Consider the following 12,527-nt stretch of genomic DNA (forward strand, 5'->3'; position numbering starts at 1 on the left):
GGATTAAACTCCCATTTGTTCGAGTTCTTTTTCAAGCTGAGTCGGATCCGGAGACTTGGCGACCGCTTCGAAATGTTCGAGCTTGCCCTGACGCACGAGTTCCGCGAGTCGCATATTCATCGTGTTCATACCGAACTTCTGACCGATTTCAATCATGGAACCGATCTGGTGCGACTTATTATCGCGGATCAAAGCCCGGATAGCCGGAGTCACGTTCATCACTTCGTAACACATCACTCGGCCGCCGCCGATCTTCGGAAGAAGCATCTGACAAACAACGCCCTGAAGCACAAAGGACAGCTGGGTTCTCACCGTCTGCTGTTCACCCTGCGGGAACGCGTCGACAATACGGTTGATCGTCTGCACAGCGGAGTTCGTATGAAGCGTCGCGAGAGTCAAGTGACCTGTTTCCGCAATCGTCAAGGCGGCACGAATCGTTTCCAAGTCTCGCATTTCGCCGATGAGCACGATGTCCGGGTCCTGACGGAGAGCCATTTTCAAAGCCTGGGAGAAGCTCTTCGTATCGTTGCCGACTTCACGCTGATTCACCATGCAGTTCTGGTGCTTGTGCAAGAATTCAATCGGGTCTTCAATCGTCAGAATATGTTCGTGGCGTTCCTTATTGATCTTGTCGATCATGGCGGCCAAGGTCGTAGACTTGCCAGAACCAGTAGAACCGGTCACAAGTACAAGTCCCGACGGACGAGTCGTAAATTCAGCGACAATCGGCGGAAGATCCAAATCCTTAAAGGTCTTGATTTCAAGAGGAATGATACGCAAAGCGAGGGCGACGCAGCCACGCTGCAAATAAGCATTCGCACGGAAACGTGCCAAGTTCGTAATACCGAAGGAGAAATCACATTCCTTGTTCTGTTCAAAGGACTTCTTCTGGAGTTCATTCATCAAACTGTACGTCATGCGCATGGTCTCATCCGGTTTGAGCTTTTCTGTGCCCATCGGAGTGAGTTTACCCGCCAAGCGAAGCATGGGCGGGATACCCGCGGTGATATGCAAGTCGGAAGCGCCACGCTTCACCATTTCTGCAAGAAGATCTTGAATATTATACATGCTTTGAATATAACATTAAATTTTTCGACTAGTATTTGCTGATTTGGGAAAATAACAACCCATGCCGATCGTTCTAAACCTTTGAGGCAGAAAATCTCTCAAAATTTCTAAATTGAGCAAAAATGAAGTTTTTTAGACCGCAGATTCTACTTTTTGGAGTCGCCCTTGCGCTCGGATTAAACGCTTGCAGTGAAGCCCAATACGACCGAATTCCCGAAAAGGTCGAAGGCTATGAAGGGGTGAACCTTTTTGTCTTTCACACATCCTGGTGTGGCTACTGCAACGCAGAGCTTCCCACGCTCAAAAAGATCTATGCGGAATATTCCCCCTGCGGACTGCACGTGATCGGAGTCAACGAGGATGACGACGAAAAGACGATGCTCGAATTCGTGAAAGCAAGGGAAATCCCCTACCCGGTCGTATACTGGGACTTTAAACTCATGAAAAAGTTCGGACATCCGCGTTCGATTCCGACGCACTTTTTAATCGACAGTACCGGAAATATTCAAATGCGGCAGATCGGTCTGCTGAACGAAAAAATTCTCCGGACACAGATCGAAAAGGCTTTGGACGTTACGCATTGTCGTCCATAAACAGGATGACGTCTTCAATATTCTTTTTGCCGAGAGCAAGCATGTAAAGGCGATCAAGTCCCACGGCGACTCCAGATGCCGCAGGCATTCCATGTTCGAGCGCGGCGAGGAACTTTTCATCGATCGCCGGAACGGGTCTATGATTCGCCTTTCTCCAGGCGATATCCGCTTCAAATCGGCGTCTTTGTTCTGCAGGGTCCGTCAGTTCTTCGTAGCCGTTGCAGAGTTCCATATTTTCGATGTAAAGTTCAAAGCGTTTTGCGACCGTATCGCCATTCGCATTCACATACGTTTGGGCAAGAGCGGCGCAGCTTTCCGGATAGTCCATCAAGAACTGCGGCGCGTCCTTTCCAAGATGCCCTTCCACGACCGTCACCATCAGGTAGTCCCACCAGTCTTCGGTCGAAAAGGTTTCCGAGCCTTCCACGTCCGGGACGTCGTTTTCTTTTAAGGCTTTGCGGTAATCGTCCGCAGTCGCCTGGAACGGGTCCACTTTTGCATAACGCAGAAACGCATCACGGAAAGTCAAACGTTCCGCCTGGATCTTTTTGCCAAGAATCGTGGACGCCAGATCTTCGACTTCCGTCATCAAATCTTCGTAATGCATACCGACGCGGTACCATTCGACCAACTGAAATTCGGAATTGTGCTTACAGCCGACTTCGTCCAAACGAAAAGCGTGCGCTATTTCAAAAATATCCCCGAAGCCAGCGGCAAGCAGTCGCTTCAGGTGAAATTCCGGACTCGTCATCAGGTAACGGGTAGGCTTTCCGAGCGTTGCAAAATAATCCAAATGCACATCGGTTCCGCTTGCACGGGAAAGCACAGGCGTTTCGACTTCCTGCACATTTCGCGCCTTAAAAAAATCGCGGATTTTTTCGGTCAGCGCATAACGCGCCTTCCATGTTGCAAGATCGCAGCTCGGTTCAAATGTCTTCATAAAAAATTATTCCTGCACGCAGCGCACGGAAAGTCCAAAGCGCTTATCGACGGAAGCCTTATCCAAATTGATTGCATCCGAAAAAAGATTTCGCACGAATCCGCGAGAAGCGTCTTCTTCAGTCGAAGTCCAGAAGTAAGTGCCTTCGTCAGCGAGAGTGCAAATGCCGTTCTGGTTAAAGTAGCCGCCGAACTGCACCGTCACCGAAAAGTCCGCCACATCCACCGCAGAAAGGGCATCAAATTCTTCATCCGTCGCCACGTGGAAACCTTCCGGGCAAGCGAGCTGCGCCGATCCAAAAGTATAAAGGCGACCGTACTTTGCACAGTTCAAGGAATCACCGTCATAGCAAGCGGAAGAATCCGGGATTTCAAAAGAGATATTGTCAATCATCCAGATTTTTTCGCCAAAGCGTTCCACACGATACATCTTGTTATCACGCGGATCGACGACGCTACCGATGACCGGGCAGCGAACCGGAGCTTCCAAAGAATCCAAGCGCACATTCAAAGAATCCCCGTAAGCATCGCAAAGGTGGAACTTTCTTCGAGCGTAAATAAAGTCCGCAGGATCGTTACCCGTAAGGAACGTGACCGCAGAATCTATCGACGGAATCACAGAATCCCCGACTGCGGCAAGCCAGTTGTTCGCCACATAAAACGGAGCCTCCCAGAATGCATCGATCGAAAGCGAATCGATCAAGAGCGCCATCGGCGAAGGAGTCGGAACACTCACCTTTTTGGCCACGAGCTTTTGCGGCGTAGCGGCACACGTTGCAAAATCCGGAGCGTCTTCACGGGTAAAAGAAGAATCGGTGCGAGCGATGCAGGCATCAAGGCAAGCCTGTTTTTCTTTCTTTTTGCATTTTTCCCAGATGAGGGTATCTACCTGGACCATCACCGGTTTCATGAACTTTTTGTTTTTGCGGATGACTTCAAGGGTTTTACCGTAAAGTTCAATCGCAGTGGTATCCCCAGCCTTACCCTGTTCCGCAAGAGCGATCAGAGATTCAGAACAAGCCTGTTCGCCTTTTGCCTTGGAGCATGCCTTAGAAACTTTTGGAGCGGCGGCCATCGCAAAGCTCGCCATAAAAAGAACCGACATCAAAAAGATTTTTTTCATACAAAAGAATATAGAAAATTCAGTTTTGGTTAATGGATGTAACCACCCTTCGGCTTGTCTTTCAACTTGGGACGCACCGTAAAGCAGTCAGCCATTCCAAGAGGTACAAGGAACTCCTGCAAAATCTGATATTCAACGCCTGCAGAAAAAGCAGCCATGCGCTTCTGGAAAATATTGAATAGGTGCGCGGCATTGTCCGTCTGTTTCTGTTCCACTTCGAACATTTCGACAAGGCTCACCGAATAAAGCTTGCGCAAAAGCAGGCCCGGGAGAACCATCACGGTAAGGAACCAGTCCGTCAAAACCTGGGACTTTTGAGGCTTGTTTTTCTGCTGGCGAATCACGTTCACATTCGTGCGTACTTCCTTGCCGAGAGCATTCAGCTGCAACGGACGGAATTCCGGCATTTCAAAAATTTTCATGTCGGCAACCATGTCAAATGCGCTGCAGACGAGATACTTGGTAAAGTCGGAATAGAGGGAGTATCCGATTGATTCGACGGCTTCCTTTGTATCTTCTGGCAAGAGCTTCGAAATTTCCGGGCGGAGCTTGTTCATCGCCTGAGCAAAGTTGCTTTCGGTGCAGCAGACTTCGAATTCCTTGCCGGCGAAAAGCGTTTCGTGGAGCATTTCAAAACGCACGAGTTCACGGAGCTTTTTATAAGCATCCGTAGCCGCGTCGCTGAATTCGACCTTGGCGGAATACTTCTTTTCGATGTCTTCGGTTTTCGCCTGCACCAAAGCGTCGTAATCCGTTTCGCTCACAATCTGCATCGTTTTGCCGATGAGAGTCTTGAACTGTTCGTTGTAACAAGCCGCAGACGGTTCGTCCACGACTTCGATGTTCTTCAGGTTTTCCAGAGCTTCGTCAAATTCTTTCTGCATAAAAATTCCACTGGTTTTGACATTCTGATGTCATTGGCTTTACGACTGGCCCCACTCCGATTTATTTGGAAAATGAATTTTCTTTCGGAAGGACCAGATTCAAAATGACAGCGAGCAGGAACACGACTGCCACGCAGTTCTCCGCAAAAATCATCTGCACGATCTGCGGAAAAATTTCGAACATTTTAGATGCCGATGTAAACCCGAGCCCCACGCTAAGCGAAAGACTCGTAATGATCATGTTCCGCTGAGAGAAACCGCTTTTGGCCATCATCCCGAAGCCGGCAAACAAAATCGAGCCGAACATCATAATGGTACAGCCCCCGAGCACCGCCTGCGGAATCGTCGAAAGCAAGCGACCAAACGGCGGGAAAATTCCCCCAAGGAGCATCACCACGGCACTCGTTCCAATCGCAAAACGGTTCACCACGCCCGAAAGCGAAGCAAGTCCCACGTTCTGGCTAAAAGACGTAATCGGCGTACAGCCAAAAAGTCCCGAAATAGAACTGACAAAGCCATCGCAACTAATCGCTCCGCCCATTTCGGCCTTATGAATCTGGCGCTTCAACGCGCCATTCACCAAGGCACTCGTATCGCCTACGGTTTCCGTCGCCGACACAAGGTAAATCGCAAGGATCGAAAGGATCGGCCCCACATGGAATTCCGGCTTAAAAGGAAGGAACATCGGCAGGGAGACGATGCTGCAATCCATCACGCCCGAAAAATCGACCATTCCCATGCAGAGCGCAAGAATATAGCCGACGACCAAACCGACCAAAACCGATAGCGAACGCAAAAATCCCTTGGCAAAGATTTGCGTTAAAAGGCACACAAGAAGCGTCACACTACCGACGATCCAGTTTTCTGCAGCGCCGAAGTTCGAAGCCCCAACACCACCGGCAAAGGAATTCGCCCCAATCGGGAGCAGCGAAAAGCCAATCGACGTCACCACTGTAGCCGCCACAACATGCGGAATCAGCTTTAGCCAATACTTCGCACAAAGTCCGAGCAAACCTTCAACGATACCGCCCACAATGACAGCGCCCATCAAAGTTCCCATTCCCTGCGTCGTTCCAATGGAAATCGCCACCGAAAGGAATGTAAAGCTTAAGCCCATCACAATCGGCAGACGAGAACCGATTTTCCAAATCGGATACAGCTGAATCAGCGTACCGATACTCGCAATGATCATGCAGTTTTGAATCAAGGACGCCGTCACGCCTTTTTCGATTCCCACCACATTCGCCAAAATGATAATTGGCGTAATGTTGCTCACAAACATGGCAAGCACGTGCTGAAGCCCAAAAGGAAGGGCCTTGAACAATGGAACTCTGCCGTCTAGCGTATAAAGATTTTCAGAAGATTTCGTCGTCATTTTTTAGAAATTAAGATTCCTGTTCACGGAACTGGATAAAGCCGCTTTCCGCATCCATACTTTCGACAATGGCCAAGGATTCGAGTCGGACGCCTGCCGCCCGGAGCTTTGCACCGCCCGGCTGCATTCCCTTTTCGATGGCAATTCCCACGCCCACCAGTTCAGCGTGAGCCTGCTTGACAAGATCGATCAAGGCGGCACTCGCTTCGCCATCCGCCAAAAAATCGTCCACGATCAAAATCTTATCCGTGGGCTTTACATAAGGCTTCGAAACAAAGATTTCGTTATACTTTTTATGCGTAAAGGAATAAGCCTTTGCCACATACTTGTCATCGGTGCTGTTCACCGTCTGACCTTTTTTTGCAAAGACCACCGGGATTTCGTTCACATAGGCGACAGCGGAGGCAATCGCGATTCCGCTCGATTCGATCGTCAAAACCTTATTGAATTCCACATCCGAAAACCGGCGCTTGATTTCTTCACCGATTTTTTTCATCAGTCGAATATCGATTTGATGATTCAAGAAACTGTCAACTTTCAAAACGTTGCCGGGCTTGACAACGCCATCGGCAAGGATCTTTGCTTCTAGAAAATTCATGCGCGAAAAATTAAAAAAATCCCTATTATTTCACTTGTTATTTTTTTATTTTCTACGGCAATGAACTACGATGTAGAAAAAATCCGCAATCAATTCCCGGTTCTCGCACTCCACGATAAGGATCCGAAGCCTTTCGCGTTCCTCGACAGCACTGCGACGACCCAAAAGCCCGAATTCGTCATCAACGCGATGGACAATTTCTATCGCAAGCATTACAGTTCGATCAAACGCGGAGTCTACTCGATGGCCGCCCAAACGACGGACGCCTACGAATCCGCTCGGAAAAAAGCCGCCCAGTTCATTAACGCCAAACGCGAAAGCGAAATCGTTTTCACCCGCGGCACAACGGCGAGCATCAACCTAGCCGCTTGGAGTTATGGACGGAAGTACTTAAAAGCCGATGACGAAATCGTCATCAGCGCCCTGGAACATCACGCAAACATCGTATCGTGGCAGCTCATTGCCGAAGAACGCGGAGCCAAAATCAAGGTAATCCCCGTTGCCGACAATGGAGACTTGATCCTTGAAAAGATCCCCGAGCTTGTCATTCCGGGCAAGACAAAAATCGTCGCCTTTGCGCACATCAGCAACACCATCGGAACGGAAAATCCGGTCAAGGAAATCATCCGGACCATCCGTCAGATTGACCCGTCGATCAAGGTTCTCGTCGACGCAGCCCAAAGCGCTCCTCATGTCAAGATCGATGTTCAGGACCTGGACTGCGATTTCTTAGCCTTTTCTGGCCACAAAATGTACGGTCCCACGGGCATCGGCGTTCTTTACGGCAAATATGAAATTTTAGAAAGCATGCCGCCTCTCGAAGGTGGTGGCGAAATGATCGACCAAGTCACGTTCGAAAAAACAACCTTCGCCCTTCCGCCAGACCGTTTCGAGGCAGGAACGCCTCCTATCGCCGAAGTCATTGGCCTTGGAGCCGCCATCGACTGGTTAAACCAGGTCGGAATTGAAGCGATATACCAGCACGAACAAGAAATTTTGAAATATGCGGAAGAAAAACTTCGCGAAGTTCCGGGATTGCACATTTTAGGCGCACCCAAGCACCGCGGTTCCCTGCTCAGTTTCACCCTGGATTCCGCCCACCCGCACGATGCAGCGACGCTTTTAGACGAAGACGGCATCGCCGTTCGCAGCGGGCATCACTGCGCTCAACCGGTAATGAAACGTTTTAACGTTCCGGCAACGATCCGCGCAAGCTTTGGCGCCTACACGCAAAAGTGGGAAATCGACAGGCTCGTCGAAGGGCTCTTGCGTGTAAACCGCATCTTCGCCCTTTAATTCCTAATTCCTTTTTCGAAAAACAAAGTAACGATACAGGGCAAAGCTCACGACTACATAGGCGATATTCGCAAGAATGTTCGCCAAATAGCCCGCACTTAAAAAATCCCCTGCCGACGGAAGAGCGTCTTTCAAAGACTCCAGCACAAACAGGTTCACCAGGTAAGCGCAAAGGAACACGATTACAAAGCGCATCACTTCCGAACGTTTCTTGTTATGGCTCTTAAAATTCAAGCGGCGATTCATGATGTAAGAATTCACGCCGCCCGCCACAAAGCCTAAAAAGTTCGAAAGCTCCAGATTCCAGTGCAAAAGCTCGTACAAAACCCAAACCACCATGAGCGTGATGAGCGTATTCACCACACCGATCAGATTGTACTTGATAAAGTTCCACATCGCTTATAGCCTCCAGCGGGACTCGTTAAATCGCTCCCTAAATTCCCTTTCGATATCGTCTGCAAAAGGAATCACGCGGTGCTGCATCAAAATGTTTCCGTCACAAATGACCGTATCGATCACCGAGGAATTCGCCGCATACACCCAGTTCGAAATCACGTCGCCCACAGCAAAGCACGGAGCCTTTAAATTGAGCAGTAAAGCATCGGCAAGCCAGCCTTCTTCGATTTTCCCAGCGTGGAATCCAAAAGCTTCGGCACCGTTCTGTGTCGCAATCTTTAGCGTTTCTTTTGCAGAAAGGAGCGTCGAATCGCCCGAAGTCATTTTCGCGAGCAGCGATGCGAACTTCATTTCTTCACGCATGTCGAGATTGTTGTTCGAAGATGCGCCGTCCGTGCCGAGCGAAAGTCGAATGCCACGGTCCACAAAAGGCTTTGCATTGAACGTTCCGCTTGCAAGCTTCATGTTCGAACAGGGATTGTGCGCTACGGTCACGCCGCGTTCTGCCAAAATGTCCAAATCCTTTTCGGAAACGTACACCACGTGAGCGGCCACCGTGCGGTTCGAAAGCAGCCCCAAGGAATCCAGATATTCCACGGGAGATCTTCCTTCCGTTGAATCAACGCTTCCCTTTTCTTCGCCGCGCGTTTCCGCCAAATGCACGTGCAACGGGATCCGATATTTTTCGGAACATTCCGCGCACATCTTCAAGCTCCGAGCCGTATTCGTGTAAATCGCGTGCGGCGCCACCGCCAAACGAATGCGGTTCTGATACTTCGAAACATTCTCGGCAAGGAACTGCACATTTTCGCTCGTATCGGGCTTCAGCACATCGGCAAAGGTAACGCCGATCGAAGCGCGAACGCCCATCTCTTCCGCGGCCCGAATCGTCTGCGTCCTGTGCCAGTACATGTCCGCAAAAAAGACGGTCCCCGAACGGATCATTTCAAGAATCGCATACTTCGAAGCCACATAAACGTCATCGGCAGAAAGCTTCGCCTCGCGTGGCCAAATATGCTTTTCGAGCCACACCTTTAACGGTACATCGTCTGCGAGGCCCCGAATAAAAGTCATCGCCGCATGCGTATGCGTATTGTAAAACGCCGGAACAATCGCCATGTGACGGCAATCCAGCTCGTAAGTATCGGGAGCTTCCACCAGCAAAGTCTCTGCAGGCGCGATCTTCTTAAAAACACCATCCGCAATCCGGATATCTCGACGTTCATTTTCCAACCACACCGATTTCAGCAACAACTGACTCATACAAAACTCCAAAGATAAGTTCCCCAGTTCCAGGCGACTTCAAAACCCGACTTTGCCCACGCCCACGCCAAAGAAACGCCGCCCGCCGAAAGCCAAGCAACGACCGGCACCCAAAACAGATTCGCAAACAGGATCGCCGCATACGAAAACGCGTAACCGAATTCCTTCAAATCCGTCTGCCGCGGACGCGCCTCATGAAACACGCTCACCAGGTGGAACATCAAAAAGAAACCGACAAGTCCCTGCGCCACGATCCGCGCCTCGGGAATCAGAATCAAGGAAATCCACGCCATCACAAAGGCAAACAGCGGAAACGTGTACGGCGCAAGCGAAATCACCGGATTCGTGTTCCCGTAAAAAGTCACCTGCCCGCCCTCATCCGCATGCGCAAAAAAGGATTCCACCTTATGAAACGTAAGTACCGCAAAAACCGTATGGTTCAGCTCGTGGCAAAAGGTCTCGGCAAACTCCAGATTGCGCCGAAAAGCAAAGAGAACCACGCGCAAAGCAAAATACGCAACCACGCCGTAGAATTCAAACTGGAAAATCTTCCAGTTTTCTACAAACGCGCCATAGCCTTGCCAAAGAGAATCTCCAAAAGCGAACGCCAAAAGCAAAAGCAACGGCGCACCGGCAAAGGTGCAAAGGACTTTCATTAGCGGGCCATGTCCAAAGTATCCAGTTCCTGCCGAAGCTTAGTGTCTTTCGCCTTTAAGCTGTCCAGCATGGACTTTGTCTTTTCAATCTGGGACTCAAGCCCTGCCACTTCCTGTTGCTTTTGGAAAATCGCCATTTCCGCTTCCGGATCGGAGCATGCAAACAAAAAGCCGACGGCACAAACTGCAAGAAGAACCTTACGCATCATATATCCTTTATTTTCAAACGAATATAAAACAAAATCGCAAAAAAAAAACGTGAGGAATAGTCGCGACTTCCCCATTTCGGGCATATTCCGCAACCCTTTCCAAAAAAGGTCTCTCGCAAGAGTGGCTTTTTTACGTTCACCGACCGCACAAAACGACAAATTTTGACAAACAAAGAATCTAAATTGTCATTGTAAACGAAGGAGTTTCACCATGTTCAAGAAGCTTATTGCCGAGTGGGATCTGTTGCTCGCAAACATCGCCATTATCACCGCAGGCGCTATGATGATGGCAATGTAAGGCTTTCCCGCAATTAGAGCTTTTCGACTTCATCCATCGGAAGACCTGTCCTGCGAGCAATAATCTCCATCGGGACGCCATCCTCTCGCAAGCCTTTAGCCAACTCACGTTTTTCTTTTTCGGCTCTAGCCCTTTCAGCCTTTTCACCTTCCGCAAAGCCTTCGGACTTGCCTTCTGCAAAGCCTTCCGTCTTACCTTCTGCAAAGCCTTCTGTCTTACCTTCTGCAAAGCCTTCCGTCATGCCCTCCGCAAAGCCTTGTTCTTTGCCTTCTGCGAAGCCGATTTCATGCTGAGCCTTCAGATCCGTCATGTTCTTTACCTCAAGGTTGAAAAGTTCTTCTTCAAAATTACTCAATTCTACAGAACTAATCAACTTTTGAAAAGTTTCGTTGGACAGAATCTTTTGGGGTACCGGTTCTTCCTTGACTATCGCCTTGATAGCGCGAAGCCACTGGGCCGCTTCGGAATTATCATCCTTGGAGGTTCCCGCATTTTCAAGTTCAAAGAATTTTTCGATTTCGACGAAAACTTTTTGAATTTTCGGGAAAAATTTCTTGCCATGGCACATTTCATCTACATGATGAATGTATTCCGCGGGCTCTTCGGGAAACATTTCAAAATCCAAAAGGCCGATGAAGTAAATTTGCGGAAGTTCATACTTTTCATTCTTGTGGACCTGATTTTCGATCACCCGTGAAATATAATACTCAACGCGATCGCGAAAATATTTATCGCCTTGCTGCTGAACTTCGACCAAAACCTTCTCCCCGGCATTGGTCGTGCCAATGATATCCAGAATGCAATTTTTCTTGTTGAAAATTCCTGGGTATTCCTGCATTTCAAGAGATATACTCTTAATCGCCGAATCTCCGTGCAAATCAAGCATCGCATTGACAAGAGAAATCAAAAGGGAATGACCTTTTTCTTCTGCAAAGACGATTTTAAAAACACTGTCACAGAGAAGATAGGCATACTTGTAAATCTTTCGATATTTTACAAGGTTTTTGGCATCCATTTTCATCGCTTCAAGCAATGCTTCGTGTTGTGTACGATTCATATAAAGTTGCTTTCCGACTACGCGGAAATCTCCTGTGCTGAGGTTATAGTTATGGTTTGCAAATCACCATAAGCATTGGCAGAGCACCAACAACCTTTTTCCACAATGGATATTGGTCGTTTGCAAACCTGTTGCGACAAGGTTTTACGTCTGCGTTTACAGACGGTGCTCTACGTTGATAGCCACGGGGCCGGTTCCCCACAGGGCAACTGTCTCGATTTGCGACGTGTCAAGTTCGCAAAGGGTGACGACTTCAAGCAGATAGTTCAACTTCCCGCCCGAATCGAATACGCTGTCAGCGGGATTAACTGCGATAACTATTAGGAATATACAATAACTTGGAGGAAATGTCGTTAGCTAGGAGAAAAGAGTTGTGAATTGCTTTCAGATTTTTTAGTTTTGTAATAGCAGTTACAACTTCCCTTGCTCATGTAGGTGATGACATTGCTCGAAGTTCCTCCCGGGCATGTCCCCACAAGAATCACACCGGCCAAAAGTCCCGCTTCGAGTCCAAAGATTTTCCCCAAAGAAAAAGTCAAAACCGGCTAAAAAAATGGGCAATCGTTTTCATGCCCATCCATATAACATTCTACGGATACATGTAACCGACGTCGGCACCGCGTACCGGGTAAGCCAACACGCCGCCTTCTTCATCCACCACAACGGCAATTCCCGAAAGGTAATTTGCCCAGCGGCGAGAAGCGAAAAACTGCAAATCGATCGTGCGGTTCGAAACGGCAATAATCAGCGAGGCCACCAAAACGTCGTGCGT

The 12,527-nt window shown here is 49.0% G+C and carries 14 protein-coding genes and 2 pseudogenes; 3 read left to right on the plus strand and 13 right to left on the minus strand.

The annotated features are described in order from the left end of the window. Positions 1-3 precede the first annotated feature (3 nt). Entirely contained in the window at positions 4-1,068 is a 1,065-nt protein-coding gene (locus tag MR847_RS08205) for a type IV pilus twitching motility protein PilT (protein ID WP_100425995.1), read from the minus strand. Between the two features lie 122 nt (positions 1,069-1,190). On the opposite strand from MR847_RS08205, the gene MR847_RS08210 reads away from it, so the two are divergent. Continuing rightward, positions 1,191-1,661, plus strand: a complete 471-nt coding sequence (locus tag MR847_RS08210) for a TlpA family protein disulfide reductase (protein ID WP_287723484.1) — start codon at positions 1,191-1,193, stop codon at positions 1,659-1,661. Here MR847_RS08210 and epmA read toward each other — a convergent pair. The 5 genes from epmA to MR847_RS08235 form a co-directional block, all read right to left on the minus strand. Further along, the gene (epmA, locus tag MR847_RS08215; protein ID WP_100425993.1) at positions 1,642-2,601 is read right to left on the minus strand and encodes an EF-P lysine aminoacylase EpmA; all 960 of its coding nucleotides are present in this window, start codon (positions 2,599-2,601) and stop codon (positions 1,642-1,644) included. The two genes, MR847_RS08210 and epmA, sit on opposite strands and share 20 nt — an antisense overlap. Before the next feature lie 6 nt (positions 2,602-2,607). After that, positions 2,608-3,705 (minus strand): FISUMP domain-containing protein, encoded by a 1,098-nt coding sequence (locus MR847_RS08220; protein WP_287723485.1) that lies wholly within the window; start codon positions 3,703-3,705, stop codon positions 2,608-2,610. Between the two features lie 47 nt (positions 3,706-3,752). Beyond that, positions 3,753-4,607: a hypothetical protein gene (locus tag MR847_RS08225; RefSeq protein ID WP_100425991.1), complete on the minus strand. Its 855-nt coding sequence runs from the start codon at positions 4,605-4,607 to the stop codon at positions 3,753-3,755. 61 nt (positions 4,608-4,668) lie between these two features. After that, positions 4,669-5,982 carry a nucleobase:cation symporter-2 family protein gene (locus MR847_RS08230; protein ID WP_287723486.1) on the minus strand — a complete coding sequence of 438 codons (1,314 nt, stop codon included), beginning with the start codon at positions 5,980-5,982 and terminating at the stop codon, positions 4,669-4,671. Between the two features lie 10 nt (positions 5,983-5,992). Further along, a complete protein-coding gene (locus MR847_RS08235) occupies positions 5,993-6,580 on the minus strand; it encodes a xanthine phosphoribosyltransferase (RefSeq protein WP_100425989.1) in 588 nt (195 codons plus the stop codon). Between the two features lie 60 nt (positions 6,581-6,640). Here MR847_RS08235 and MR847_RS08240 point away from each other — a divergent pair, with 60 nt between their 5' ends. After that, the gene (locus tag MR847_RS08240) at positions 6,641-7,876 is read left to right on the plus strand and encodes an aminotransferase class V-fold PLP-dependent enzyme (RefSeq protein WP_100425988.1); all 1,236 of its coding nucleotides are present in this window, start codon (positions 6,641-6,643) and stop codon (positions 7,874-7,876) included. A 3-nt stretch (positions 7,877-7,879) separates the two neighbouring features. On the opposite strand, the gene MR847_RS08245 is transcribed toward MR847_RS08240, so the two are convergent. From MR847_RS08245 to MR847_RS08265, 5 genes are all read right to left on the minus strand, one after another. Next, the gene (locus tag MR847_RS08245) at positions 7,880-8,272 is read right to left on the minus strand and encodes a GtrA family protein (protein WP_287723487.1); all 393 of its coding nucleotides are present in this window, start codon (positions 8,270-8,272) and stop codon (positions 7,880-7,882) included. A 3-nt stretch (positions 8,273-8,275) separates the two neighbouring features. Next, entirely contained in the window at positions 8,276-9,535 is a 1,260-nt protein-coding gene (locus MR847_RS08250) for an amidohydrolase (protein ID WP_287723488.1), read from the minus strand. Beyond that, positions 9,532-10,191, minus strand: a complete 660-nt coding sequence (locus MR847_RS08255) for a M50 family metallopeptidase (RefSeq protein ID WP_287723489.1) — start codon at positions 10,189-10,191, stop codon at positions 9,532-9,534. Before MR847_RS08255 ends, MR847_RS08250 begins: the two co-directional genes overlap by 4 nt. Then, on the minus strand, positions 10,191-10,400 hold the full coding sequence (locus MR847_RS08260) for a hypothetical protein (RefSeq protein ID WP_287723490.1): 210 nt from the start codon (positions 10,398-10,400) through the stop codon (positions 10,191-10,193). The genes MR847_RS08255 and MR847_RS08260 overlap by 1 nt, the downstream gene beginning before the upstream one ends. 311 nt (positions 10,401-10,711) lie before the next feature. Then, entirely contained in the window at positions 10,712-11,755 is a 1,044-nt protein-coding gene (locus tag MR847_RS08265) for an Rpn family recombination-promoting nuclease/putative transposase (protein ID WP_287723491.1), read from the minus strand. Positions 11,756-11,860: 105 nt separating this feature from the next. On the opposite strand from MR847_RS08265, the gene MR847_RS08270 reads away from it, so the two are divergent. Continuing rightward, complete coding sequence (locus MR847_RS08270) at positions 11,861-12,079, plus strand: hypothetical protein (protein ID WP_241899592.1); 219 nt, start codon at positions 11,861-11,863, stop codon at positions 12,077-12,079. A 95-nt stretch (positions 12,080-12,174) separates the two neighbouring features. Here the strand turns inward: MR847_RS08270 and MR847_RS11055 are convergent. After that, positions 12,175-12,300, minus strand: a pseudogene (locus tag MR847_RS11055) (bile acid:sodium symporter family protein); the annotation flags it as partial. A 44-nt stretch (positions 12,301-12,344) separates the two neighbouring features. After that, positions 12,345-12,527, minus strand: a pseudogene (locus MR847_RS08280) (histidine phosphatase family protein); the annotation flags it as partial.

The organism is Hallerella sp. (assembly GCF_022776125.1).
Classification (GTDB): Bacteria; Fibrobacterota; Fibrobacteria; order Fibrobacterales; family Fibrobacteraceae; genus Hallerella; species Hallerella succinigenes.